This window comes from Providencia sp. PROV223, assembly GCF_028479245.1.
Classification (GTDB): Bacteria; Pseudomonadota; Gammaproteobacteria; order Enterobacterales; family Enterobacteriaceae; genus Providencia; species Providencia rettgeri.
The window spans coordinates 1-24,801 of the sequence record NZ_JAMPNG010000031.1 but is presented as its reverse complement, the minus strand read 5'-3'; the positions used below and the strand labels follow the sequence as shown (position 1 = coordinate 24,801).

43 protein-coding genes are annotated in these 24,801 nt (G+C 42.6%); 6 read left to right on the top strand and 37 right to left on the bottom strand.

Features of this window, described 5'->3' with window-relative positions:
* The first annotated feature begins 208 nt into the window (after nt 1-208).
* Nucleotides 209-754: a gamma carbonic anhydrase family protein gene (locus tag PR767_RS20705; RefSeq protein ID WP_110731570.1), complete on the top strand. Its 546-nt coding sequence runs from the start codon at nt 209-211 to the stop codon at nt 752-754.
* Here PR767_RS20705 and PR767_RS20700 read toward each other — a convergent pair.
* Genes PR767_RS20700 through dprA form a run of 5 tightly spaced genes read right to left on the bottom strand, consistent with a single transcriptional unit; the run spans nt 730 to nt 4,033 of the window.
* Nucleotides 730-990, bottom strand: coding sequence for a DUF1488 domain-containing protein (locus PR767_RS20700; protein ID WP_004907184.1), 261 nt, complete (start codon nt 988-990; stop codon nt 730-732). The genes PR767_RS20705 and PR767_RS20700 overlap by 25 nt on opposite strands.
* Nucleotides 987-1,805, bottom strand: coding sequence for a shikimate dehydrogenase (gene aroE, locus PR767_RS20695; protein ID WP_272520883.1), 819 nt, complete (start codon nt 1,803-1,805; stop codon nt 987-989). The genes PR767_RS20700 and aroE overlap by 4 nt, the downstream gene beginning before the upstream one ends.
* Nucleotides 1,806-1,810: 5 nt before the next feature.
* Nucleotides 1,811-2,380, bottom strand: coding sequence for an L-threonylcarbamoyladenylate synthase type 1 TsaC (gene tsaC / locus PR767_RS20690; RefSeq protein WP_210845824.1), 570 nt, complete (start codon nt 2,378-2,380; stop codon nt 1,811-1,813).
* Between the two features lie 12 nt (nt 2,381-2,392).
* Nucleotides 2,393-2,932 carry a DNA topoisomerase family protein gene (locus tag PR767_RS20685; protein ID WP_004907176.1) on the bottom strand — a complete coding sequence of 180 codons (540 nt, stop codon included), beginning with the start codon at nt 2,930-2,932 and terminating at the stop codon, nt 2,393-2,395.
* Between the two features lie 24 nt (nt 2,933-2,956).
* On the bottom strand, nt 2,957-4,033 hold the full coding sequence (gene dprA / locus PR767_RS20680) for a DNA-processing protein DprA (RefSeq protein ID WP_272520882.1): 1,077 nt from the start codon (nt 4,031-4,033) through the stop codon (nt 2,957-2,959).
* A gap of 133 nt (nt 4,034-4,166) precedes the next feature.
* Between dprA and def the strand changes: the two genes are divergently transcribed.
* The 5 genes from def (at nt 4,167) to mscL (ending at nt 8,946) form a co-directional block, all read left to right on the top strand.
* On the top strand, nt 4,167-4,688 hold the full coding sequence (gene def / locus PR767_RS20675) for a peptide deformylase (protein ID WP_004907170.1): 522 nt from the start codon (nt 4,167-4,169) through the stop codon (nt 4,686-4,688).
* 28 nt (nt 4,689-4,716) lie between these two features.
* Nucleotides 4,717-5,664 carry a methionyl-tRNA formyltransferase gene (fmt, locus tag PR767_RS20670; protein ID WP_004907167.1) on the top strand — a complete coding sequence of 316 codons (948 nt, stop codon included), beginning with the start codon at nt 4,717-4,719 and terminating at the stop codon, nt 5,662-5,664.
* A 69-nt stretch (nt 5,665-5,733) separates the two neighbouring features.
* On the top strand, nt 5,734-7,017 hold the full coding sequence (gene rsmB / locus PR767_RS20665) for a 16S rRNA (cytosine(967)-C(5))-methyltransferase RsmB (RefSeq protein ID WP_110731566.1): 1,284 nt from the start codon (nt 5,734-5,736) through the stop codon (nt 7,015-7,017).
* A 36-nt stretch (nt 7,018-7,053) separates the two neighbouring features.
* Nucleotides 7,054-8,430, top strand: coding sequence for a Trk system potassium transporter TrkA (gene trkA / locus PR767_RS20660; protein WP_004265502.1), 1,377 nt, complete (start codon nt 7,054-7,056; stop codon nt 8,428-8,430).
* 105 nt (nt 8,431-8,535) lie between these two features.
* Entirely contained in the window at nt 8,536-8,946 is a 411-nt protein-coding gene (gene mscL / locus PR767_RS20655) for a large-conductance mechanosensitive channel protein MscL (RefSeq protein ID WP_004907161.1), read from the top strand.
* Here the strand turns inward: mscL and PR767_RS20650 are convergent, their stop codons facing one another.
* The 32 genes from PR767_RS20650 to bfd all read right to left on the bottom strand — a co-directional run bounded on the left by PR767_RS20650 (nt 8,947) and on the right by bfd (nt 24,565).
* The gene (locus PR767_RS20650) at nt 8,947-9,147 is read right to left on the bottom strand and encodes an alternative ribosome-rescue factor A (protein ID WP_164529260.1); all 201 of its coding nucleotides are present in this window, start codon (nt 9,145-9,147) and stop codon (nt 8,947-8,949) included. It lies immediately after the preceding gene.
* A gap of 33 nt (nt 9,148-9,180) precedes the next feature.
* Complete coding sequence (zntR, locus tag PR767_RS20645; protein ID WP_004907154.1) at nt 9,181-9,597, bottom strand: Zn(2+)-responsive transcriptional regulator; 417 nt, start codon at nt 9,595-9,597, stop codon at nt 9,181-9,183.
* 132 nt (nt 9,598-9,729) lie between these two features.
* A complete protein-coding gene (gene rplQ / locus PR767_RS20640) occupies nt 9,730-10,116 on the bottom strand; it encodes a 50S ribosomal protein L17 (protein WP_004907152.1) in 387 nt (128 codons plus the stop codon).
* Nucleotides 10,117-10,153: 37 nt separating this feature from the next.
* On the bottom strand, nt 10,154-11,143 hold the full coding sequence (locus tag PR767_RS20635; protein ID WP_004907150.1) for a DNA-directed RNA polymerase subunit alpha: 990 nt from the start codon (nt 11,141-11,143) through the stop codon (nt 10,154-10,156).
* A 25-nt stretch (nt 11,144-11,168) separates the two neighbouring features.
* Nucleotides 11,169-11,789 (bottom strand): 30S ribosomal protein S4, encoded by a 621-nt coding sequence (rpsD, locus tag PR767_RS20630; protein ID WP_004907147.1) that lies wholly within the window; start codon nt 11,787-11,789, stop codon nt 11,169-11,171.
* A 38-nt stretch (nt 11,790-11,827) separates the two neighbouring features.
* Nucleotides 11,828-12,217, bottom strand: a complete 390-nt coding sequence (gene rpsK, locus PR767_RS20625) for a 30S ribosomal protein S11 (RefSeq protein ID WP_002919257.1) — start codon at nt 12,215-12,217, stop codon at nt 11,828-11,830.
* 16 nt (nt 12,218-12,233) lie between these two features.
* A complete protein-coding gene (gene rpsM / locus PR767_RS20620; protein WP_004907144.1) occupies nt 12,234-12,590 on the bottom strand; it encodes a 30S ribosomal protein S13 in 357 nt (118 codons plus the stop codon).
* Between the two features lie 145 nt (nt 12,591-12,735).
* Nucleotides 12,736-12,852 (bottom strand): 50S ribosomal protein L36, encoded by a 117-nt coding sequence (gene rpmJ, locus PR767_RS20615; RefSeq protein WP_004265484.1) that lies wholly within the window; start codon nt 12,850-12,852, stop codon nt 12,736-12,738.
* A 46-nt stretch (nt 12,853-12,898) separates the two neighbouring features.
* Nucleotides 12,899-14,224, bottom strand: a complete 1,326-nt coding sequence (gene secY, locus PR767_RS20610) for a preprotein translocase subunit SecY (RefSeq protein ID WP_004265481.1) — start codon at nt 14,222-14,224, stop codon at nt 12,899-12,901.
* 7 nt (nt 14,225-14,231) lie between these two features.
* Entirely contained in the window at nt 14,232-14,666 is a 435-nt protein-coding gene (gene rplO, locus PR767_RS20605) for a 50S ribosomal protein L15 (RefSeq protein ID WP_004265478.1), read from the bottom strand.
* Nucleotides 14,667-14,669: 3 nt separating this feature from the next.
* Nucleotides 14,670-14,849 (bottom strand): 50S ribosomal protein L30, encoded by a 180-nt coding sequence (gene rpmD, locus PR767_RS20600; protein WP_004265475.1) that lies wholly within the window; start codon nt 14,847-14,849, stop codon nt 14,670-14,672.
* A 6-nt stretch (nt 14,850-14,855) separates the two neighbouring features.
* On the bottom strand, nt 14,856-15,356 hold the full coding sequence (gene rpsE, locus PR767_RS20595) for a 30S ribosomal protein S5 (RefSeq protein WP_004265471.1): 501 nt from the start codon (nt 15,354-15,356) through the stop codon (nt 14,856-14,858).
* 14 nt (nt 15,357-15,370) lie between these two features.
* Nucleotides 15,371-15,724, bottom strand: a complete 354-nt coding sequence (gene rplR / locus PR767_RS20590; protein WP_004907138.1) for a 50S ribosomal protein L18 — start codon at nt 15,722-15,724, stop codon at nt 15,371-15,373.
* 9 nt (nt 15,725-15,733) lie between these two features.
* Nucleotides 15,734-16,267, bottom strand: a complete 534-nt coding sequence (rplF, locus tag PR767_RS20585) for a 50S ribosomal protein L6 (protein ID WP_004265464.1) — start codon at nt 16,265-16,267, stop codon at nt 15,734-15,736.
* A gap of 14 nt (nt 16,268-16,281) precedes the next feature.
* A complete protein-coding gene (gene rpsH, locus PR767_RS20580) occupies nt 16,282-16,674 on the bottom strand; it encodes a 30S ribosomal protein S8 (protein WP_004907134.1) in 393 nt (130 codons plus the stop codon).
* A gap of 29 nt (nt 16,675-16,703) precedes the next feature.
* Entirely contained in the window at nt 16,704-17,009 is a 306-nt protein-coding gene (gene rpsN / locus PR767_RS20575; protein WP_004265458.1) for a 30S ribosomal protein S14, read from the bottom strand.
* Nucleotides 17,010-17,021: 12 nt separating this feature from the next.
* Entirely contained in the window at nt 17,022-17,561 is a 540-nt protein-coding gene (gene rplE / locus PR767_RS20570) for a 50S ribosomal protein L5 (protein WP_004265455.1), read from the bottom strand.
* Nucleotides 17,562-17,576: 15 nt separating this feature from the next.
* Entirely contained in the window at nt 17,577-17,891 is a 315-nt protein-coding gene (gene rplX, locus PR767_RS20565) for a 50S ribosomal protein L24 (protein ID WP_004265452.1), read from the bottom strand.
* Nucleotides 17,892-17,902: 11 nt separating this feature from the next.
* Complete coding sequence (rplN, locus tag PR767_RS20560) at nt 17,903-18,274, bottom strand: 50S ribosomal protein L14 (RefSeq protein WP_004265449.1); 372 nt, start codon at nt 18,272-18,274, stop codon at nt 17,903-17,905.
* Nucleotides 18,275-18,449: 175 nt separating this feature from the next.
* On the bottom strand, nt 18,450-18,704 hold the full coding sequence (rpsQ, locus tag PR767_RS20555) for a 30S ribosomal protein S17 (RefSeq protein ID WP_004265446.1): 255 nt from the start codon (nt 18,702-18,704) through the stop codon (nt 18,450-18,452).
* Nucleotides 18,704-18,895 (bottom strand): 50S ribosomal protein L29, encoded by a 192-nt coding sequence (rpmC, locus tag PR767_RS20550; RefSeq protein WP_004265442.1) that lies wholly within the window; start codon nt 18,893-18,895, stop codon nt 18,704-18,706. Before rpmC ends, rpsQ begins: the two co-directional genes overlap by 1 nt.
* Entirely contained in the window at nt 18,895-19,305 is a 411-nt protein-coding gene (gene rplP / locus PR767_RS20545; protein WP_004265436.1) for a 50S ribosomal protein L16, read from the bottom strand. Before rplP ends, rpmC begins: the two co-directional genes overlap by 1 nt.
* Nucleotides 19,306-19,317: 12 nt before the next feature.
* Nucleotides 19,318-20,019, bottom strand: a complete 702-nt coding sequence (gene rpsC, locus PR767_RS20540; RefSeq protein WP_004907131.1) for a 30S ribosomal protein S3 — start codon at nt 20,017-20,019, stop codon at nt 19,318-19,320.
* Between the two features lie 17 nt (nt 20,020-20,036).
* Complete coding sequence (gene rplV, locus PR767_RS20535; RefSeq protein ID WP_004265430.1) at nt 20,037-20,369, bottom strand: 50S ribosomal protein L22; 333 nt, start codon at nt 20,367-20,369, stop codon at nt 20,037-20,039.
* Nucleotides 20,370-20,384: 15 nt separating this feature from the next.
* Nucleotides 20,385-20,663 (bottom strand): 30S ribosomal protein S19, encoded by a 279-nt coding sequence (rpsS, locus tag PR767_RS20530; protein ID WP_004265426.1) that lies wholly within the window; start codon nt 20,661-20,663, stop codon nt 20,385-20,387.
* A 14-nt stretch (nt 20,664-20,677) separates the two neighbouring features.
* A complete protein-coding gene (rplB, locus tag PR767_RS20525; protein WP_004907128.1) occupies nt 20,678-21,502 on the bottom strand; it encodes a 50S ribosomal protein L2 in 825 nt (274 codons plus the stop codon).
* Between the two features lie 19 nt (nt 21,503-21,521).
* Nucleotides 21,522-21,824: a 50S ribosomal protein L23 gene (gene rplW, locus PR767_RS20520; protein WP_004265420.1), complete on the bottom strand. Its 303-nt coding sequence runs from the start codon at nt 21,822-21,824 to the stop codon at nt 21,522-21,524.
* Nucleotides 21,821-22,426 (bottom strand): 50S ribosomal protein L4, encoded by a 606-nt coding sequence (gene rplD, locus PR767_RS20515; RefSeq protein ID WP_004265418.1) that lies wholly within the window; start codon nt 22,424-22,426, stop codon nt 21,821-21,823. Before rplD ends, rplW begins: the two co-directional genes overlap by 4 nt.
* 16 nt (nt 22,427-22,442) lie before the next feature.
* A complete protein-coding gene (gene rplC / locus PR767_RS20510; RefSeq protein ID WP_004265414.1) occupies nt 22,443-23,072 on the bottom strand; it encodes a 50S ribosomal protein L3 in 630 nt (209 codons plus the stop codon).
* 32 nt (nt 23,073-23,104) lie between these two features.
* The gene (rpsJ, locus tag PR767_RS20505) at nt 23,105-23,416 is read right to left on the bottom strand and encodes a 30S ribosomal protein S10 (RefSeq protein ID WP_001181005.1); all 312 of its coding nucleotides are present in this window, start codon (nt 23,414-23,416) and stop codon (nt 23,105-23,107) included.
* A gap of 348 nt (nt 23,417-23,764) precedes the next feature.
* A complete protein-coding gene (gene bfr, locus PR767_RS20500) occupies nt 23,765-24,238 on the bottom strand; it encodes a bacterioferritin (protein WP_004907125.1) in 474 nt (157 codons plus the stop codon).
* Nucleotides 24,239-24,364: 126 nt separating this feature from the next.
* Nucleotides 24,365-24,565, bottom strand: a complete 201-nt coding sequence (gene bfd, locus PR767_RS20495; protein ID WP_004907122.1) for a bacterioferritin-associated ferredoxin — start codon at nt 24,563-24,565, stop codon at nt 24,365-24,367.
* Between the last annotated feature and the right edge of the window lie 236 nt (nt 24,566-24,801).

Here is a 24,801-nt window from a genome sequence, read left to right as displayed (position 1 = left end):
CCTTCAAAATTACACAACCTTTTTTTTAAAAAAAAACTCCGTTTGCAGATAAAATAGCCATCTTGTGCTTTTTCACTGCATAACGATTATAAAAGAAGCGACTTCATGCCTATAATTCTAACTTTAGCAGCCTACTTGGCTCATAAATTCATAATGAATTAGCGAGTTATTTAACTGCCATCCTTTATTTCTTTTTATGGTTATCACTATGAACACACTTTTACGCCCTTATTTAGATATTTATCCTTCTATTAATGCACGCGTTTTCATTGACCCATCTTCTGTTGTAATTGGAGATGTTCGCATAGCTGATGATGTCAGTATTTGGCCTCTCAGTGTTTTGCGTGGTGATGTTAACTATATCTCTATTGGCGCACGCACCAATATCCAAGATGGCTCAGTACTACATGTCACACATAAATCTGCCAGTAACCCTGAGGGGAACCCGTTAATTATCGGAGAAGATGTCACCATTGGCCATAAAGTCATGTTACATGGTTGCACTATAGGGAATAGAGTACTGGTTGGAATGGGCTCAATTGTCATTGATGGGGCTATAGTCGAAGATGACGTTATTATCGGAGCTAACAGTTTAGTGACTCAAGGAAAAAGGCTCGAGTCTGGTTACTTATATACAGGGAGCCCAGCAAAAGCCATCCGAAAATTGACTGATGCTGAGTTAGGTCATCTACGTTATTCAGCAAATAACTATGTTGAATGGAAAAATAACTATTTAGCCTCTGATAATACGTAAAGCCCATCTTCGCCATCGAGGCCTTGTTCAATCAAGGCTTCAAACTCTTCTTCGATATCCCATCGATACTGCTGAAATAACCTCAGAGGTGTTTCTTCTTGACCATAGCGTTGAAATAGCAATGACTGAGGGATTGCACATTCGGCAAGCATTCCGCTAATCAACACAGGAAAGCGTACTTGCTTGGATAGCTCATCCCACTCTTCTCTATCCGGAAATTGAATTTGCTGATTCACCCTTTCAATTCCTTATATAAAGCAGATAAAACAGGTGTAATTTCAGGAAGAACGCCATGCCATAGCTTAAAAGAAAATGCAGCTTGTCCTACAAGCATACCTAAGCCATCCGCTATCTTAGTCACTTGGTGTTGAGCCGCAAATTTAAGGAAAGGAGTTAATGACGATTGATAAAACATGTCATAACATGCAACTTGATGATTAAATACATTTGGATCAATTGCAGGAACTTCTCCATTCACACCAGATGAAGTCGCATTGATGATCAGATCAAAATCAGCAGATACGATCTGCGAGATCTCCTTCCCACATATTTTCCCTAGCGCTGAAAATTCGTTAACTAATAATACAACCTTAGAAAAAGTTCTATTTGTTAAAGTGATATCACAGCCATATTCTAAAAGTGGCAATAATGCTCCACGTGTTGCACCACCAGCACCAACTATTAATATTCGGCTACTTGGATGTACAAAATTCAAACGCTGTAAATCTAACAAAAGCCCCATTCCATCTGTGTTGTCTCCCAGCAATCGATGATCATCAAGCTTCATGACCGTATTAACTGCACCACAAGTTTGAGCTCTCGCTGTTAATTCAGAAACAGCATGAAAGGCGCGCTCCTTAAATGGCAATGTAATGTTTGCGCCCTTTCCACCTTGTGAAAAAAACTCTATTAAGCTTTGTTCGAAACCCTCTACTGGTGCTAGGATTTTTTCATATTTCAGTGAAATACCTGTTTGCTCTGCAAACATTTTATGTATAACAGGTGATTTACTGTGTTGAATTGGATTGCCAAAAACCGCAAACATTTCCATCAATATTATCCTTTACGATATAGTTGCCCTGTTTTTGCGTCTCTTATTTCAGAAGGATTTTGGCGGCCACCCACTGTTCCATCAAGGACAGGAACACTTCCTTTAAATTGAGCAATTACTTCTTCTGTTGTTCTACAAGGCTCTAAACCACTTAAATTTGCACTTGTAGACACTAAAGGTTTGCCATAATGACGGCATAAGCTTTTTACTAATTCATGGTCTGTGACTCTCACTGCGATGGTGTCAAACCGGCCAGTCAACCATTTTGGCGTCGTTGTTTTTGCGGGGATAACCCATGTTACTGGCCCTGGCCATGTTGCAAACATCGCTTGTTTCTGATCTTCCGTTAACTGCTCATCATCTATATAGTCTTTTAATTGTTCATAGCTATCAGCAATAAGGATTAATCCTTTTTCCCAAGGGCGTTGCTTCAATTCTAACAACTTATGTACTGCCTTTTCACTATCTGGGTCACAGCCTAAACCAAATACGGCTTCTGTTGGGTAGGCAATAACCTCCTCGTGTTGTAATGAACTTATGATACTTTCAATTGCAGGTGTAGATATATTTGACATAGTTTTAACTCATTATTCTTCTTGTTGCTTACCGCAGCGTTTGCTGGCACAAAATAATCTTACTCCCTGTCCCCCCCTTTTTTCCATAAGTAATGGATATTCACAATACTTACATTTACCAGTAATAGGCTTATTATTTAATATAAACTGACAGTTAGGATAATTATCACAAGCATAAAAAGTCTTACCGAAACGCGATTTTCTCTGTAATAAATTCCCTGTTTGGCATTGCGGGCAAGAAATTTTAGTTTCATCCGGCTTATCAATTAGCTCAATATGTTCACATTCAGGATAATTACTACAACCAATAAACATGCCAAATCGGCCTTGCTTCAGCACTAAGTCATGGCTACATTTAGGACAATGTTGACCACTTAATACTTTAATAATATGACTTTCTACTGTAGGCCTTAGCGGCCTCATATAATGACATTGTGGATAACTTGAACAACCTAAAAAAGGCCCATGTGAACTATTGCGGATAACAAGCAAGGAATCGCATTCTGGACAATGTTCATTTTTCTCTGTATCGAAGGGCAGTTGTTTAGACATGTTTTTCTCTACTGTTGCTTTTAACTAAGTGACTCTGGTATACCCACCAGCCCCCGAGCTAACTACTCCATTGATTTCCATCTCAGTTAATATGGTAATTATTTGAGTAACAGGAATTTGGGTCTGTTCTGCAATGACATCTACTGGTGTCGCTTGGTACCCCACCATACCTAAAATTTTATTTTCTACCACACTAAACTCAAGTGGTACCTTTTCTATAGGCAATTCTGTTTGTATCCAATTTAACCCATCACTGATATGTTGCAAAACATCTTCAGGTTCAGCTAATAGATAAGCTCCTTGCTGCAATAGCCAATGGTTACCATGGAATGCCGAATTACCCAATGGAGCAGGCAATGTAAATAAGTCACGGTTTTGCTCTAATGCATATCTAGCAGTTATTAATGATCCACTTTTCATTCCAGCTTCAATGACAACAACTGCTTTACTTAACCCACTAATAATACGGTTTCTCTTGGGAAATTGCTTAGGTAATGGTGGTACATCCGGCCAATATTCTGAAATCAACGCACCATAATTTTTAATCTTTTCAGCTAATTCAGCATGTTGACGCGGGTAAATATTTGCTAATCCGCTACCTAAAACCGCAATTGTTTCACCTCTATTATCTAGAGCTGCTTTATGGCTTATACCGTCGATACCTAATGCAAGCCCACTAGTGATGGTTATACCATGGTGAACAAAGCTCTTTACAAACAGGTTAGTCCATATTCTGCCATATTCACTTGCTCTACGACTGCCAACTATAGCAATTTGTGGCGCTACCAATAATTCACTTTTTCCCACAACAAATAATAAAAGAGGAGGACTGTAGATTTGCTTTAATAAAAAAGGGTAATGGGAATCACAGTAAGTAATCATTTGATGATGTTTATCTGAAAGCCATGCTTGTACTTTTTCTAGCCGGTGCATAGAGACATTCATAAATTGTAATTGCTGTATTTCATTCAAACCATGATGGTGTAAAGCCTGATAGCTAATTTTATTTAGTTGTTTTAGCTCATTAATTATTCTTACTGCATTCAGGGGCAATAGCCTTTTAACTTGAGACATCCTTAACCAAATTTCTTGGGTATCCATTATTGTCATCCTGACTCATTAACAAATAGGTTCTTCAGTGAACAAATCATAACCAATACTGTCAATATGAAAGAGAAATGTCTAGAATAGTCATTAATTCCCATTCACATTTTGGAAACCGCTCGAAAAATTTATGTCAGTCTTAAACGTATTACATTATCCAGACGAACGCTTACGCACAATTGCTAAGCCAGTAGACAAAGTTGATGCTTCTATACAGCGTATCGTTGATGATATGTTCGATACCATGTATGAAGAAGAAGGCATTGGCCTTGCAGCAACTCAAGTCGATATCCACCAACGAATCATCGTCATTGATGTGTCGGAAACTCGTGATGAGCGCTTAGTTCTTATTAACCCTGAATTGTTAGATAAATCTGGGGAAACAGGTATCGAAGAAGGTTGCTTGTCTATTCCGGAACAACATGGCTTCGTCCCTCGTGCTGAGCAGGTAAAAGTTCGTGCACTAAATTATAACGGCGAGTCTTTTGAACTAGAGGCTGATGGTTTATTAGCTATCTGTATCCAACATGAAATGGACCACCTTGTTGGTAAGCTATTTGTTGACTATTTATCGCCTTTAAAACGTCAGCGCATCCGCCAGAAAGTTGAAAAACTAGACAGACTAAGAGCAAAAGAAGCCAAGAATAGCTAGTTCGCTAAATATAAATAGGGAAATTAACGTGTCAGAGCCATTGAAAATTATTTTTGCAGGTACACCAGATTTTGCGGCCAAACACTTAGCTGCTCTCTTAGGTACCAGGCACCAAATCGTAGGCGTTCTCACTCGCCATGATAAACCTGCGGGGAGAGGTAAAAAGTTAACACCAAGCCCTGTCAAGGTTCTCGCTGAAGAAAACCAACTCCCTGTTTTTCAACCAATATCTCTTAGAGATAGCGAAAACCAGCAGTGGATAAAAGACCAAAATGCGGACTTAATGATAGTTGTTGCTTATGGATTGATTTTACCGCAAGCCGTTCTTGATATTCCTCGCTTAGGTTGCTTGAATGTTCACGGCTCTTTGTTACCTCGCTGGAGAGGAGCAGCACCAATTCAACGTTCTATTTGGGCTGGTGATACTGAAACGGGTGTGACTATTATGCAAATGGACGCAGGTTTAGATACTGGAGACATGCTTTACAAAGCAATTTGTCCAATTAGCGCTAGTGATACGAGCGCCTCGTTATATGATAAATTAGCAATAACAGGCCCTGAAGCATTAATTCATACTGTTGAGATGTTATCCGCAGGTCAATGCGTTGGTGAGAAACAAGACGATTCATTAGCAAATTATGCTGAAAAATTATCGAAAGAGGAAGCTCGCATTAATTGGCAAGATGATGCTGTACATATTGAGCGTTGTATTCGTGCTTTCAATCCTTGGCCAATGAGTTATTTCATGGTTGAAGAGCAACTCATTAAAGTTTGGCAAGCTGAAGTATTCACCGACGAACATGACAAGCAACCAGGAACAATTATTAGCGCTGATAAAAAAGGTATATGTATCGCCACAGGAAATGGCATACTAAATATTACTCAGCTACAACCGCCTGGCAAAAAAGCAATGAGTGCACAAGATATCCTAAACTCTCGTCGCGAATGGTTTACTCCAGAGCAAATTCTAGCATAACGAACTTGTAAACTGCCTGATACCTTCAGGCAGTTTTATTTCAGTCACTAATATATTCATCTTCACCATATGAAAAACACATATAATTTGCGTAGTATCGCGGCAACAGCAATTAATCAAGTCCTTGATAACGGACAATCACTAAGCACTGTATTGCCTGACTTACAACGCAATATCAATGATAAAGATAAAGCTTTATTACAAGAAATTTGCTTTGGCGTTTTACGTTATTTACCTAAGCTTGAATGGTTTATTAGTCAGCTAATGGAAAAACCATTAACTGGTAAACAAAGAACCCTGCATTACTTAATTATGGTAGGTATCTATCAGCTACTTTATACTCGCATTCCGCCTCATGCTGCATTAGCAGAAACAGTAAATGGAGCAGTAGCACTGAAAAAACCCCAATTAAAAGGGCTTATTAATGGCGTGTTGCGTTCATTTCAACGCCAACAAGTACAATTAGAAGAAAGAATTACTAACAACACTAGCCAATATTTACATCCAAGCTGGTTATTAAAACGCCTACAAACAGCCTATCCAGATGATTGGCAATCTATTATTGAAGCAAATAACCAACGCCCACCTATGTGGTTAAGAGTAAATTCTCAGCATCACACAGCTACACAATATCTTAATTTATTAGAGCAATCTGAGATAACCGCACATTTGCACTCTTCACATCCAAATGCTATCCGCTTAGATGAACCTACAGCTGTTTCTCGTCTTCCGGGCTTTGAAGATGGTTGGTCAACAGTACAAGATGTTTCAGCTCAAGGCTGTGCTGAATTACTAGAACCTCAAAATGGGGAAAATATTTTAGATTTATGTGCAGCACCAGGTGGAAAAACAACCCATATTTTAGAGTTAGCCCCTAAGGCTAATGTTATTGCTGTAGACATAGATGAATCACGCCTTAAAAGAGTGAAAGAAAATTTAATTCGTCTAAAGCAACATGCTGTTGTTATACAAGGAGACGGAACACAGCCTGAAACATGGGCTCAAGGTCAGCAATTTGATCGTATTTTGCTTGATGCTCCTTGTTCCGCAACAGGCGTTATTCGACGTCATCCTGATATTAAATGGCTACGTCGTGATTCAGACATAAATGAATTAGCGCAACTACAATCTCAAATTCTCGAAGCTATCTGGCCTTATTTAAAACCAGGCGGCACACTGGTCTATGCGACTTGTTCAATTATGCCCGAAGAAAACGGAAAACAAATACACAATTTCCTATCTAAACATAATGATGCCTGTCTAAATGACGGAACTGATGCTGGATTACAAATATTACCCAGTACTAATGGCGGTGATGGTTTCTTTTATGCACGCTTAGTCAAAAAAGTGTAGGAAATGGTAGCCAGCTCTCTGATATAGGAATATGTAATGAAGATCATTATTCTAGGTGCTGGGCAAGTTGGCGGCACGCTTGCTGAAAATTTAGTTGATGAGAACAATGATATTACCGTCGTCGATACCGATGCTGATCGCTTACGTCAATTACAGGATCAATTCGATCTGCGAGTGGTAAATGGCCATGGTTCTCATCCCCGGGTACTTCGAGATGCAGGTGCAGAAGATGCAGATATGTTAGTAGCAGTGACCAATTCCGATGAAACTAACATGATTGCTTGCCAGATTGCCTATAGCCTATTTAATACCCCAAATAAAATAGCGCGTATCAGGGCAACTGAATATATCCGTGAAGCCGACAAATTGTTCCTGCCTGAACAAATCCCGATTGACTACTTAATATCGCCAGAACAATTAGTTATCGATTATATCTATAAATTAATTCAATACCCTGGTGCTCTTCAAGTTGTAAACTTTGCAGAAGGCAAAGTCAGTATTGTTGCTGTAAAAGCTTATTACGGCGGTTCCCTCGTGGGTAATGCATTATCGAGTTTACGCGAACATATGCCACATATTGATACTCGCGTTGTCGCTATTTTCCGCCAAGATAGGCCTATCCGGCCTCAAGGCTCAACAATCATTGAAGCGGGAGACGAAGTTTTTTTTGTTGCTTCTACACAACATATCCGAGCTGTAATGAGTGAGCTGCAAAGGTTAGAAAAGCCATACAAACGTTTGATGATAGTTGGTGGTGGCAACGTTGGAGCTGGTCTAGCAAGACGACTAGAAAAAGATTACAGCGTGAAACTTATTGAACGCAACCAGAAGCGTGCAACAGAACTTGCTGAGCTACTGCATGATACAATTGTGTTTTATGGAGATGCATCTGACCAAGAGTTACTCACTGAAGAGCACATTGAGCAAATGGATGTTTTTATTGCCCTAACAAATGATGATGAAGCTAATATTATGTCTGCTATGTTAGCTAAAAAAATGGGGGCTAAAAAAGCAATGGTACTTATACAACGCTCTGCATACGTTGAACTTGTTCAAGGTGGGGTCATTGACATTGCAATTTCACCTCAACAAGCAACTATTTCCGCTTTACTAAGCCATGTCAGAAAAGCAGATATCGTCAATGTATCATCTTTAAGAAGAGGTGTTGCGGAAGCTATTGAGGCAATTGCACACGGTGATGAAAATACGTCAAAAGTTGTTGGTAAAAAAATATCTGAAATTAAACTTCCTCCAGGAACTATTATTGGTGCGATTGTCCGAGAAGAAGAAGTCATTATAGCTAGTGATTACCATATTATTGAACAAGGTGACCATGTCATTATGTTTATTACAGATAAAAAGTATGTACCTGAAGTTGAAAAATTATTTCAACCGAGTCCATTCTTCTTATAAAAATAAAAATAGTAAATATTTGCAGCTTAATAATTCTAGCGACTATAATTTGTTAACCTAATACATGTTTTGTTTCAATTGAGTTATTTATTAAGGGGTCGTCTAATGAGCTTTTTAAAAGATTTCCGCGAATTTGCCATGAAAGGTAATGTAGTGGATATGGCAGTCGGTATTATTATTGGTGCCGCATTTGGTAAAATTGTATCTTCATTAGTTGCTGATGTCATCATGCCTCCGCTAGGGTTACTAATCGGTGGTGTTGATTTCAAATCATTTAGCATCGTACTGAAAGAAGCACAAGGTGATTTACCCGCAGTTGTACTAAATTATGGAATGTTTATACAAACTGTTTTTGACTTTGTTATTGTTGCCTTTGCTATCTTTATGGCAATTAAAGTTATGAATAAAGTTCGCCGCGAAAAAGAAGCAGCACCAGCAGAGCCTGCACCACCGTCTAAAGAAGAAGTTCTATTATCAGAAATTCGTGATCTTTTGAAAGAACAAAATAAAAAATAACTAAAAGGCCAGTGGTAATACGTCAATAAACCTATTACCACTGGCCTCCCAGTTAACTGAATTCTTATTTTTTCCTTTTCTTGTGTAACTACCTTTCCCTTTTTTATTTTTTTCAACTCTTTGACGAAATAGTGGATCATGGAGTAATGCTTCAATCGCATTATCTTTAATCTCACCACGTTTATGTTGATATTTACTCATGATATACCTTCATATAGTTAGCTGATTATATAATTAATAAACTTTAGATGCGCCTTTTTCTAATATTTCCATAATAGAGCAATACGTTGTCGCATGTTCTTCACCACAACATGCTGAACTTAACATCTTCAACGAATCGCGCATAATAATAAGCTCTTGTATCTTTTTTTCAACTTCAAGTAATCTAAGATCTACAATCTGTTTAGATTCCTGACAAGTATGATGTTCAGGATCAACTCGTATTGAAAGTAACTCAGTAATAGCTTCTAAAGTAAAGCCTAACTGTTTTGCATAACGAATAAAACGCAAACGCTGCAGGTCATGCTCAGTAAATAACCTATACCCACCTTCAGTTCTTTCTTTGTGTTCCATCAAACCTTGTTTTTCATAAAAACGAATTGTATCAGGCGTCACATCTGCAAGCCTAGCAATTTCACCTATCTTATACATGCTCATAACACTTACCTGTAAATATGGGTTAATCACAAAAAATTCAAGGGAACAAACCTATTAGGAAGACAAGAATAGCAGGTACAAAAAAACCGGGCAAATATACCCGGTTTTCTTGAAAGCGACGACAGATTACTCTGCAGCTGCTTCTTGAGACTCAACAGCACGGTCAACAAGCTCGATGTAAGCCATCGGAGCGTTGTCACCTGTACGGTAGCCACACTTAAGAATACGAGTGTAACCACCTGCACGAGCTGCGAAACGAGGTCCCAGTTCATTAAATAATTTTGCAACGATCTCGTTATCACGAGTACGTGCGAATGCCAGACGACGATTAGCTACGCTGTCGGTCTTGGCAAGAGTAATCAGCGGCTCAACGACGCGACGCAGTTCTTTCGCTTTAGGCAGAGTCGTCTTGATGATTTCATGACGAACTAAAGAACCTGCCATGTTACGGAACATAGCTTGGCGGTGGCTGCTGTTGCGGTTCAATTGACGACCACTCTTACGATGGCGCATGACCTTATCCTTCTCAGTAAAACCTTAACCTGTGATCTTAATCATCAGCAATACTTGCTGGTGGCCAATTTTCTAAGCGCATGCCCAGAGAAAGACCACGAGATGCCAAGACGTCCTTAATTTCAGTAAGAGATTTCTTACCAAGATTCGGAGTTTTAAGCAACTCAACTTCTGTACGCTGTACCAGATCACCGATGTAGTGGATAGCTTCTGCTTTGAGGCAGTTAGCAGAGCGGACAGTCAATTCCAGATCGTCAACTGGGCGCAATAAGATAGGATCGAATTCTGGTTTTTCTTCTTTAACTTCAGGCTGACGTACATCACGTAAGTCAACAAAAGCTTCAAGTTGTTCAGCCAGAATGGTTGCCGCACGGCGAATCGCCTCTTCAGGATCGATTGTACCGTTAGTTTCCATTTCAATAACTAACTTATCCAAGTCTGTACGTTGCTCAACACGAGCTGCTTCAACATTGTAGGCTATACGCTCTACTGGGCTGTAGCAAGCATCGACTAACAAACGACCGATTGGGCGCTCATCTTCTTCCGAATGAACTCGGGCAGAAGCCGGCACATAACCACGACCACGCTGTACTTTAATTCGCATATTAATAGATGCGCTTTCGTCAGTCAGGTGGCAGATGACGTGCTGTGGCTTGACGATTTCGACATCACCATCATGGATGATGTCGGCTGCAGTCACAGGGCCAATGCCAGATTTATTCAAGGTTAAAATAACTTCATCTTTCCCCTGAACTTTTACCGCCAGCCCTTTCAGGTTGAGGAGAATCTCCAGGATATCTTCCTGTACACCTTCTTTGGTGCTGTACTCATGCAGTACACCATCAATTTCAACCTCTGTCACCGCACAACCCGGCATAGACGAAAGCAGAATACGGCGCAGTGCGTTACCAAGAGTATGGCCAAAGCCACGCTCTAAAGGCTCAAGGGTCACCTTAGCGTGCGTCGAACTCACTTGCTCGATATCTACCAGGCGCGGTTTTAGAAACTCTGTCACAGAACCCTGCATTGTGTCCTCTCTTTGGTGCTAAGCTTTACTTGGAGTAAAGCTCGACGATCAGGTGTTCGTTAATGTCCGCAGACAAGTCAGTACGTTCAGGAATACGTTTGAACACACCTTCCATTTTAGCAGCATCAACTTCCAGCCAAGTTGGCTTCTCACGCTGTTCAGCCAGCTCTAAAGCAGCCTTAATACGAGACTGTTTTTTAGCTTTCTCACGAACGCTGATAACGTCATTCGGGGAAACCTGATAAGAAGCGATATTAACTACGCGACCATTTACCATGATAGCTTTGTGGCTAACCATTTGACGTGCTTCTGCGCGAGTTGCGCCAAAGCCCATACGGTAAACGACGTTATCAAGACGACCTTCAAGCAAAGTCAGCAGGTTTTCACCTGTGTTGCCTTTCAGACGTGTTGCTTCTTTGTAATAGTTACGGAATTGACGTTCCAGAACACCGAACATACGACGAACTTTTTGTTTTTCACGTAACTGGACACCATAGTCAGACAGACGCGGTTTACGCGCACCGTGCTGGCCTGGAGCCTGTTCTAATTTACACTTGGTGTCAATCGCGCGAACACCAGACTTCAGAAAGAGGTCTGTTCCTTCGCGACGGCTCAGCTTGAGCTTAGGACCCAAATATCTAGCCATTTTCTTTCTCCAACAGTCCTAAAAAAAACGAAACGTATTTAAACGCGACGTTTTTTCGGTGGGCGACAACCGTTATGAGGGATAGGAGTCACATCAGTAATATTAGTGATGCGGAAACCAGCGGCGTTCAGAGCACGAATTGTTGATTCGCGACCCGGACCCGGTCCCTTAACCATAACTTCCAGGTTTTTGATTCCGTATTCTTTCACAGCTTCTGCGCAACGCTCTGCTGCAACCTGAGCTGCGAACGGAGTAGATTTGCGAGAACCACGGAAACCGGAACCACCGGCAGTTGCCCAACCTAATGCGTTACCTTGACGGTCAGTAATAGTAACGATTGTGTTGTTGAAAGAAGCATGGATATGAGCCACACCGTCTGAGACTTGTTTTCTTACACGCTTACGTGCACGAATTGGTGCTTTTGCCATTATTCAATACCCCGACTTATTTCTTGATCGGCTTACGCGGACCCTTACGGGTACGAGCGTTAGTCTTAGTACGCTGTCCGCGCACAGGAAGACCACGACGATGACGTAAACCACGGTAACATCCAAGGTCCATCAGACGCTTGATGCTCAGGGTAATTTCACGACGTAAGTCACCTTCTACAACGTATTTAGCAACTTCGTCACGCAGCTTGTCGATTTGTTCTTCAGACAGCTCACTGATCTTAACATTTTCAGCAATACCTGTTGCTTCACAGATAGCCTGTGAGCGGGTCTTACCGATACCGAAAATCGATGTTAAAGCGATTACAGTATGTTTATGATCAGGAATGTTAATGCCTGCTATACGGGCCACTATGCACTCCTAAGTTAAAATATACATTACTGTGCTGAAAAGCCCGTTTTCAGGATACTCAAACAATAATGTATCTTAGATAAAAAAGATTGGCTGGCTAATTTAGCCAGCTCAACCCAACTTTGCAAGAAAAAAATGCTTTTTCTTAACCTTGACGTTGTTTATGTCTTGGTTCAACACTACAAATTACACGAACGCTACCATTGCGACGGATAATTTTGCAGTTACGGCATAATTTCTTGACGGAAGCACGAACTTTCATTTTTACTCTCCGTAACTTCTAAGCAAACCATAATCACACTAAGTGATTACTTACCTTTCAGGTTTGCTTTCTTCAATGCAGACTCATACTGACTTGACATCATTAGAGTTTGCACTTGAGCCATAAAGTCCATGATAACGACAACCACGATTAAGAGGGAAGTACCACCAAAGTAAAAAGGTACTTTCATTGCGTCACGCATGAACTCCGGGATTAGGCAGATGAAGGTAATATATAATGCGCCAACTAATGTTAAACGAGTCATTACCTTATCAATGTACTTGGCCGTTTGCTCTCCCGGACGAATTCCTGGTACAAATGCACCGGACTTCTTCAGGTTATCTGCTGTTTCTCTTGGGTTGAAAACCAACGCCGTATAGAAGAAACAGAAGAAGATGATCGCAGATGCATAAAGTAACACATATAACGGTTGACCAGGCTGCAAATACATAGAAATTGTAGTCAGCCAGTCCCAGCCAGTTCCATCACCAAACCAAGAAGCTATTGTACCCGGGAATAGTATGATACTGGAAGCAAAAATTGCAGGAATTACACCCGCCATATTCACTTTTAACGGTAAATGCGTACTTTGTGCTGCATAAACACGGCGCCCTTGCTGACGTTTAGCGTAATTAACGACAATACGACGTTGACCACGTTCCATAAACACAACAAAGAAAGTAACCGCGAATACTAACACCGCAACCAACAGCAACAGGAGGAAGTGCAGATCGCCTTGCCGAGCTTGCTCGATGGTATGGCCAATAGCCGGCGGTAACCCCGCAACAATACCAGCGAAGATAATGATAGAAATACCGTTACCGATACCTCTTTCAGTTATCTGCTCACCTAACCACATTAGGAACATAGTCCCTGTGACTAAGCTAACAACTGCCGTAAAGTAGAACGGGAGGCCTGGATCAATGACTAACCCTTGCATCCCTGGCATATTCGGTAGACCCATTGCAATACCAATAGATTGGAATATTGCTAATACCAGAGTACCCCAGCGAGTATATTGGCTTATCTTCCGACGACCTGCTTCTCCTTCCTTCTTGATCTCTGCTAATCGTGGATTAACCACTGATAATAATTGGATAATGATCGATGCCGAAATATACGGCATGATACCCAAAGCAAAGATAGAAGCACGGCTAAGAGCACCACCAGAGAACATGTTAAACATTTCAATGATGGTGCCTTGTTGCTGTTCGAGCAATTTGGCAAGCACAGTGGCATCAATACCAGGGATTGGAATAAAAGAACCAATTCGGAAAACAATTAGCGCACCAATTACAAACAAAAGTCTGCGTTTAAGTTCGCCAGCTCCACCCTTGGCACTTTGAAAATCTAATCCTGGTTGTTTAGCCATCTGTCACTTATTCCTCAATTTTACCGCCGGCAGCTTCGATTGCAGCGCGAGCACCTTTAGTAACACGAAGGCCACGTACAGTAACTGCACGGTTCACTTCGCCAGACAGAATAACCTTAGCATATTCAATCTGGATGCCAACAACGTTCGCGGCTTTCAGTGCGTTCAGATCAATAACATCGCCTTCAACAGCAGCAAAATCAGACAGACGAATCTCTGCAGTGATCATTGCTTTACGTGAAGTGAAGCCGAATTTCGGCAAACGACGGTATAAAGGCATCTGGCCACCTTCGAAACCACGACGTACGCCACCGCCAGAACGAGATTTCTGACCTTTGTGACCACGGCCGCCGGTTTTACCCAGACCAGAACCGATACCACGACCTACGCGTTTAGGCGCGTGCTTGGCACCTTCAGCCGGAGACAGAGTATTTAAACGCATCTCTTACTCCTCAACTTTAACCATGTAGGAAACCAAGTTGACCATACCACGTACAGCAGGAGTATCCTCGCGCTCTACTGTATGACCAATGCGACGCAGACCTAAACCGACCAGTGTTGCCTTATGCTTAGGCAGACGACCGATTGAACTGCGAACTTGTGTAATTTTAATAGTCTTAGCCATAGCCGATTACCCCAGAATTTCTTCGACGGATTTTCCACGCTTAGCTGCGACCATTTCTGGAGACTTCATGCTGTCTAAAGCATCCAGTGTTGCACGAACCACGTTGATTGGGTTTGTGGAACCATAGGTTTTAGCCAGTACGTTGCGAACTCCAGCTACTTCTAAAACAGCACGCATTGCACCGCCGGCAATGATACCGGTACCTTCGTGAGCAGGTTGCATAAACACACGAGAACCAGTGTGTGTACCTTTCACAGGGTGGAACAATGTGCCGTTGTTTAGAGCAACGGTTTTCATACTGCGACGGGCTTTTTCCATCGCTTTCTGGATTGCTGCCGGAACTTCGCGCGCTTTGCCGTAGCCAAAACCAACGCGACCGTTACCATCACCAACTACAGTCAGTGCGGTAAAGCTGAAAATACGGCCACCTTTAACGGTTTTTGCTACGCGGTTTACCGCGATCAGCTTTTCCTGCAGTTCGCCAGCTTGTTTCTCGATGTGAGCCATCTTACACCTCTACCTTAGAACTGAAGGCCAGCTTCACGGGCAGCATCTGCCAGTGCCTGGACTCTACCATGATATTGGAAACCAGAACGGTCAAAAGCAACAACAGTGATGCCTTTTTCCAGTGCGCGTTCAGCAACTAATTTACCAACAATTGCTGCTGCGTCTTTGTTTCCAGTAAACTTAACTTGTTCATTGATAGCTTTTTCTGTAGTAGAAGCTGCAACCAATGTTTCAGAACCGTTTGGTGCGATAACCTGCGCATAAATATGGCGTGGAGTACGATGTACCACCAGGCGAGTCGCACCCAATTCTTGGATCTTACGGCGTGCGCGGGTCGCACGACGGATACGAGCTGCTTTCTTATCCATAGTGTTACCTTACTTCTTCTTAGCCTCTTTGGTACGCACGATTTCATCGGCGTAACGAACACCTTTACCTTTGTAAGGTTCAGGACGACGGTAAGCACGCAGTTCTGCTGCAACTTGACCAATCACTTGCTTATCCGCACCTTTCAGTACGATTTCAGTTTGTGTTGGGCATTCAGCAGTAATGCCTGCTGGCAGTGCGTGTTCAACCGGATGCGAGAAACCTAAAGACAAGCTTACAGCATTGCCTTTGATTGCTGCACGGTAACCAACACCGACCAGTTGAAGCTTTTTAGTGAAGCCTTCGGTAACACCAACAACCATTGCATTACACAGTGAACGAGTAGTACCCGCTTGTGCCCATGCATCATCAAAACCTTCGCGTGGTGCGAAAGTCAGTTGATTGTCTTCGCTTTTAACTTCAACTGCATTATGGATAGTACGAGTAAGCTCGCCGTTTTTACCCTTAATCGAAATAACCTGACCGTTGAGTTTTACCTCTACGCCGGCAGGAATGACGACGGGTGCTTTTGCCACACGAGACATTCTTTCCTCCCGAATTAAGCTACGTAGCAGAGAATCTCGCCACCAAGACCAGCTTGGCGAGCTGCACGATCAGTCATGACACCTTTAGAGGTAGAAACAACAGCGATACCTAAACCAGCCATAACTTGTGGCAGCTCATCTTTTTTCTTATAGATGCGCAGACTTGGGCGGCTTACACGCTGAATGCTTTCTACAACAGCCTTACCTTGGAAATAACGTAAAGTCAGTTCCAGTTCTGGCTTGATGTCGCCTTCAATTTTAAAATCTTCAATATAACCTTCTTCCTTCAGCACTTTGGCAATTGCCACTTTCAGCTTGGAGGAAGGCATGGTGACCGCAACTTTGTTCGCGGCCTGACCGTTACGGATACGGGTCAGCATATCCGCGATGGGATCTTGCATGCTCATCTGTCTTTACTCCCGTGATTCAAATGGAATTACCAACTTGCCTTTTTAAGGCCCGGGATTTCACCGCGCATAGCGGCTTCACGGACTTTAATACGGCTCAGACCAAACTTCCGCAGGAAACCGTGCGGACGCCCTGTTTGACGGCAGCGATTACGCTGACGAGAAGGACTTGAATCACGTGGCAGTGTTTGCAGCTTGAGAACAGCGTCCCAGCGATCTTCATCAGATGCTTTAACATCAGAGATGATAGCTTTCAGTTCTACGCGTTTTGCGAAGAATTTCTCAGCTAATTTAGCACGTTTAACATCACGCGCTTTCATAGATTTCTTAGCCATGAGTACCCTGCCTTACTTGCGGAACGGGAAGTTGAACGCTGCTAACAGTGCGCGACCTTCGTCATCTGATTTCGCAGTAGTGGTGATAGTAATATCTAAACCACGTACGCGATCCACTTTATCGTAATCGATTTCAGGGAAGATGATTTGTTCACGAACACCCATGCTGTAGTTACCGCGACCATCGAAAGACTTAGCGGACAAGCCACGGAAGTCACGAATACGTGGTACAGCAATAGAAATCAGACGCTCAAGGAACTCCCACATGCGTTCGCCACGCAGGGTTACTTTACAGCCGATTGGATAGCCCTGACGGATTTTGAAGCCTGCAACAGATTTGCGTGCTTTGGTGATCAAAGGTTTTTGACCTGAGATCGCTGTTAAATCAGCTGCTGCGTTATCCAGCAGTTTTTTATCAGCAATCGCTTCACCAACACCCATATTCAGGGTGATCTTCTCGACCCGAGGGACTTGCATGACAGAAGTGTAGCTAAACTCAGTCATGAGTTTATTAACTACTTCGTCTTTATAGTAATCATGCAGTTTCGCCATCGTATACTCCAAAAATTACTTGATAGTTTCACTGTTAGATTTGAAGAAACGGACTTTTTTGCCGTCTTCGAATCTAAAGCCTACACGGTCAGCCTTACCAGTTGCCGCGTTAAAGATTGCAACGTTAGAAACTTGAATAGCCGCTTCTTTTTCAACGATGCCACCTGGTTGGTTCAGAGCCGGTACAGGCTTCTGATGTTTTTTAACCAGATTGATACCTTCAACGATAACTTTACTAGAAGAAATAACCTGCTTTACTTTACCGCGCTTACCTTTGTCTTTCCCAGTTAGCACGATAACTTCGTCATCACGACGGATTTTCGCTGCCATAGTTTCGCTCCTTAGAGTACTTCAGGTGCCAGAGAGATAATTTTCATAAACTTCTCATTACGAAGTTCACGAGTTACCGGCCCAAAAATACGCGTACCGATTACTTGCTCGCTGTTATTATTTAATAACACACAAGCATTACCATCGAAGCGAATGACAGAACCGTCAGGGCGACGTACACCCTTCTTGGTGCGCACCACTACCGCTTTCAGGACATCACCCTTTTTAACTTTACCGCGTGGAATTGCTTCTTTAACAGTAATTTTAATGATGTCGCCTACATGTGCATAGCGACGGTGCGAGCCACCTAGAACCTTGATACACATTACGCGACGTGCACCGGAGTTGTCGGCCACGTTCAGCATAGTCTGTTCTTGGATCATTTTAGTGCTCCGCTAAATGTCAACTACTACTGAGCCACCTCATTATGAAGAGGCCGTTCAAATATACCCATACTACGAGGGCGCGGCATTATAACACCACATCATCGTGTTGGACAGAAAAAAATAAACGGCTCAATCAAAAAGAGCCGTTTATTCATCAAGAAAAGTTATTCTATTACAGAACAGCTTTTTCTACAACGCGAACTAAGGCCCAAGACTTAGTCTTAGACAGTGGACGAGTTTGGCGGATTTCTACCACGTCACCGATTCCACATTCATTGTTCTCGTCATGTACGTGCAATTTAGTCGTACGACGGATGAATTTACCATACAGAGGGTGTTTCACCATACGCTCGATAGCAACAACAATAGATTTCTCCATTTTATCGCTAACTACACGACCTTGCAGAGTACGGATTTTATCGCTCATTACGCACCTGCCTTCTCAGTCAGTAAAGTCTTCACACGTGCGATATCGCGACGCACTTGTTTCAACAGATGAGACTGTTGCAGCTGACCACTTGCAGCCTGCATACGTAAATTAAATTGTTCACGTAACAGGTTCAAAAGTTCAGCATTCAGCTCTTCAACGCTTTTTTCGCGCAGCTCTTGTGCTTTCATTACATCACCGTCTTAGTTACAAAGGTGGTTTTGATAGGCAGTTTCGCTGCTGCCAGAGAGAATGCCTCACGAGCCAGCTCTTCAGGCACACCGTCCATTTCGTACAGTACTTTACCAGGCTGGATTAAGGCAACCCAATATTCTACGTTACCTTTACCTTTACCCATACGAACTTCGAGTGGTTTCTCAGTGATTGGTTTGTCTGGGAACACACGGATCCAGATTTTACCTTGACGCTTAATAGCACGGGTCATAGCACGACGTGCCGCTTCGATCTGACGTGCAGTCAGACGACCACGGCCAACAGCTTTAAGACCGAAAGTGCCGAAGCTAACATCCGTACCTTGCGCTAGACCACGGTTGCGGCCTTTGTGCACCTTACGGAATTTTGTACGCTTTGGTTGTAACATCAGCGACTCTCCTTACTTGCGGCCTTTACGCTGCTGCTTTTTAGGTTGAGCAGCTGGTTTCTCAGCTTGTTCAACAGCAGCCATACCACCCAGAATCTCACCTTTGAAGATCCATACCTTAACGCCGAGAACACCGTAAGTGGTGTGCGCTTCTGAAGTGTTGTAATCGATATCAGCACGTAATGTGTGCAGTGGCACACGGCCTTCACGATACCACTCGGTACGAGCGATTTCAGCACCGCCTAAACGGCCACTGACTTCAACTTTAATACCTTTAGCGCCCAGACGCATTGCGTTCTGTACTGCACGCTTCATAGCACGACGGAACATAACACGACGTTCCAGCTGTGAAGAAATGCTGTCAGCAACTAATTTAGCGTCTAGTTCTGGTTTACGAACTTCGGCGATATTGATTTGCGCAGGAACACCAGCGATATCCGCTACTGTTTTACGCAGTTTTTCAACGTCTTCACCTTTCTTACCGATAACGATACCTGGGCGAGCAGTGTGAATAGTCACACGGATGCTTTTCGCAGGACGTTCGATAACGATGCGAGAGATTGACGCTTTTGCCAATTCTTTATTCAAGTACTGGCGTACTTTAAAATCGCTGTCTAGGTTGTCAGCGAATTCATTGGTGTTCGCATACCAAGTAGAGTTCCAAGGTTTGACAATACCCAGGCGAATACCATTAGGATGTACTTTCTGACCCATTGCTAGTCTCCAGAGTCTCAGCGATCGGACACAACCACAGTAATGTGGCTGGTGCGCTTAAGAATACGATCTGCACGGCCTTTCGCACGCGGCATGATGCGTTTCATGGTTGGACCTTCGTCTACGAAAATTTTCGCAACTTTCAGGTCATCAATGTCAGCGCCATCGTTTTGCTCTGCGTTAGCAATTGCAGATTCAAGTACTTTCTTCACTAAACCAGCAGCTTTCTTGTTGGTGTAGGTCAGAATTTCCAGAGCTTGCGACACTTTCTTACCGCGAATCAGGTCGGCAACTAAGCGAACCTTCTGGGCAGAAGAACGAGCGTGGCGATGCATAGCTAAAGTTTCCATCTCTTCCTCCTATCCTTAACGTTTCTTAGCTTTCTTATCTGCCGCGTGGCCGCGATAAGTGCGAGTCGGTGCGAATTCACCCAGTTTGTGACCAACCATTTCGTCGGTTACGAAAACTGGAACATGCTGACGACCATTATGGACAGCGATGGTCAATCCGATCATATTAGGAAAGATCGTTGAACGACGGGACCAAGTCTTAAGAGGCTTCTTGTCTCCGCTTTCCACCGCTTTCTCTACCTTCTTCAGCAAGTGCAGGTCAATAAAAGGACCTTTCTTGAGAGAACGTGGCATGGTTTATCCTCTAATTATTTTTTAGAACGATGACGTACGATGAATTGATCAGTACGCTTGTTGCTACGAGTTTTCTTACCTTTGGTTTGAACGCCCCATGGTGTTACTGGGTGTTTACCAAAGTTACGGCCTTCACCACCACCATGTGGATGGTCAACTGGGTTCATCGCAGTACCGCGAACGGTAGGACGAATACCACGCCAGCGGCTAGCACCAGCTTTACCGAGAACACGTAACATATGTTCAGCGTTACCAACTTCACCAAGAGTTGCACGGCAATCAGCTAAAACTTTACGCATTTCACCAGAACGTAAACGTAATGAGACATAAGCGCCATCACGAGCAACGATTTGAGCGTAAGTACCTGCTGAACGCGCTAACTGTCCACCTTTACCTGGTTTCAGTTCGATATTATGAACTGTAGAACCAACAGGGATATTGCGCATCGGCAGTGCATTACCAGCTTTGATTGCTGAATCAACACCAGATTGAATCTGGTCACCAGCTTTCAAGCCTTTTGGTGCAAGAATATAACGACGTTCACCGTCTTTATATAGAACCAGTGCAATGTTCGCAGAACGATTTGGATCATATTCCAAACGCTCAACAACTGCAGGAATACCATCTTTGTTGCGTTTAAAGTCAACTAAACGATAATGCTGCTTATGGCCACCACCGATGTGACGGGTAGTGATACGGCCATTGTTGTTACGACCACCGGATTTGCTGTTTTTTTCTAACAGCGGAGCATAAGGCTTACCCTTATGCAGCTCAGGGTTAACCACTTTAACTACGTGGCGACGGCCCGGAGACGTAGGTTTACATTTAACAACTGCCATTGTTCTTTACTCCTCCGACTTACTCAGCACCGCTAATGAAGTCCAAATTTTGGCCTTCTTTCAGCGTGACGTAAGCTTTTTTCCAGTCGCTACGACGACCGAAACGCTGACCGTGGCGTTTAGTTTTGCCTTTAACCAGCAAAGTGTTAACACCTTCAACTTCGACTTCAAACAGTTTCTGTACAGCAGCTTTGATTTCTGCTTTAGTCGCGTCTTTCGCAACTTTGAGAACGATGGTATTGCTTTTTTCCATCGCTGTAGAAGCTTTTTCAGATACATGCGGCGCGCGCAGTACTTTCAGCAGACGTTCTTCACGGATCATGCCAGCATCTCCTCAACTTGCTTCACAGCATCAGCAGTCATAACCACTTTGTCGAAGGCGATCAGGCTAACTGGGTCAATACCTGCTGCATCACGAACGTCAACCTTATACAGGTTACGTGCTGCTAAAAACAGATTTTCATCTAATTCAGCAGTGATGATCAGAACATCTTCCAGAGCCATATCTTTCAGTTTCTGTGCCAGCAACTTAGTTTTAGGTGCTTCAACAGAGAACTTCTCGACAACGATCAGACGATCTTGACGTACCAACTCAGAGAGGATGCTTTTTAAAGCACCACGGTACATCTTCTTATTAACTTTTTGACTGTGGTCCTGTGGTTTAGCTGCGAAGCTAACACCACCAGAGCGCCAAATTGGGCTCTTTACTGAACCAGAACGTGCACGGCCAGTACCTTTTTGACGCCATGGTTTTTTACCTGAACCAGAAACTTCAGCACGAGTTTTCTGAGCACGAGTACCTTGACGAGCACCAGCTGCATACGCAACAACTACTTGGTGAACAAGCGCTTCATTGAAATCACGCCCGAAGGTAGTTTCGGAAACAGTCAGCGCGCTTTGCGCGTCTTTCATTACCAATTCCATTCCTATCTCCTCGACGTTAAGCCTTGACAGCCGGTTTTACGATCAGGTTGCTACCAGTTGCTCCTGGAACAGCACCTTTGACCAGCAGCAGGTTGCGCTCAGCGTCAACACGTACTACATCTAAGCTTTGAACAGTTACACGTTCATTACCCAGTTGGCCTGCCATTTTCTTGCCTTTAAACACTTTGCCCGGAGTCTGGTTTTGACCGATAGAACCCGGAACACGGTGAGACAAGGAGTTACCGTGAGTAGCATCTTGAGTACGGAAATTCCAGCGCTTAACTGTGCCGGCAAAACCTTTACCTTTAGATGTACCAGTAACGTCGACTTTTTTAACGTCAGCGAAAATTTCAACGCTAATGCTTTGACCTACTGTGTATTCTGCACTGTCTTCAATACGGAATTCACGTAGGATACGGCCAGCTTCGACGCCAGCTTTAGCGAAATGACCTGCTTCAGGCTTAGTTACACGGTTAGCTTTTTTGCTCCCGGTAGTAACCTGAATTGCATTATAACCGTCAGTTTCTGCAGTTTTAACCTGAGTAACACGGTTATTTTCAATTTCGATAACAGTTACAGGTATAGAAACGCCATCTTCAGTGAAGATACGAGTCATACCGACTTTCTTACCGACTAAACCTTTCATTGTTTCAACCTCTCAATCGTTCGACGACCTGATTAACCCAGGCTGATCTGCACGTCAACGCCGGCAGCCAGGTCCAGACGCATCAGAGCATCAACGGTCTTTTCGGTTGGCTCAACGATGTCAACCAGACGCTTGTGAGTGCGAATTTCGTACTGATCACGCGCATCTTTGTTAACGTGCGGAGAAATCAGAACGGTAAAACGCTCTTTACGTGTCGGCAGCGGGATAGGACCACGAACTTGCGCACCAGTGCGCTTAGCAGTCTCTACGATTTCCGCAGTTGATTGATCGATTAAACGATGATCAAAAGCTTTCAGGCGGATACGGATTCTTTGGTTCTGCATGAGACCAGAGCTCCAACTATTTTATAAACGTAAATGATTACTCCTCGTACCCATTTCGATTGATGGGAGAGTGTAATCGTTCTTGATGTAACTTCCAAATCGGAAGTATTGTCTAAATGAGCAACAAATCGTTGACTCAATACTGAGATTTCAGTCCTAAAATATAGGGCTTACTCATCAGTAAGCCCGCGCATTATACGTAAATTATAGGGAAACACAAGTAATCGAGGAAAATATGTGCATTTTTTTTGAAGAGACTCATCAAAAAGCCTCTCAGACTTAGGAAGTGAGGTGACTGAGAGGCTTTTAATACAAGTTTACTTAGCAAATAGCTATGTAAATACTAAATTACTCTTCTCTAACTTGCGCTTGAAGATAGTTTTGAATTCCTAAGCGAGTAATTAGTTCTAATTGCGTTTCTATCCAATCAATATGGTTTTCTTCATCTGCTAAGATTTCAATCATCAGGTCTCGACTAACGTAGTCATGAACCGAATCTGCGTATTTAATAGCTTCTTTTAGGTTTTTCGCCCCATCGATTTCAAGCTGCAAATCTGACTTCAGCATTTCTTCAACATCTTCGCCAATATTTAACTTACCAAGATCTTGTAGGTTAGGAATACCTTCGAGAAAAAGAATTCGCTCTATATATTTGTCCGCGTGCTTCATTTCATCAATTGATTCGTGATATTCCATCTCATTGAGGCGTGTAAGTCCCCAATTTTTAAACATACGAGCATGCAAAAAATATTGGTTGATTGCAACTAACTCATTGCCCAGTAGTTTATTTAGGTGGGCTATCATTTTTTTATCACCTTTCATTGTTACCCTCCATCGCTTCCAGTCTTTTAAGTGTAGTACTGAAATTGATGTTAGTGTAATTTTTACGCAATGTATTTAAACCAAAAGTGATAAATTTGGTGGGAATAATTTGAATGGTATAAGATACTATGCAACCTCAGCGGCACACGCATCCTCAAAAATCATTTGCTCTTCATATAAAATCGCCTTTGTCTGCCTAATGCATTTCCCGCATTCTAAGCCTACAGGCAAAATTTGTCGTAGCCCTTTCAGTGAGGTTACTTGATACTTTCTTGCAGCATTTCTGATTTGTTTATCAGTAATCGCTTCACAAAGACAAATGTACATGGTGCTTACCTGTATAAATCACATACAGATAGTTTAAATAAAAATGATTTGCATTTCAATTATCATTCAAAATGATTTACAAAGATCATTTATTACAAATAAGTTTGTTACATGAACAATTTAAATCAAAAGAATAGATTACGGACAAGATAAGTAATTTTGTTTATGACAACAAAAAAGGGCACCTAATAAGGTGCCCCTCTTTAAAACTAAATGAAGCTATGTATTATGCAATA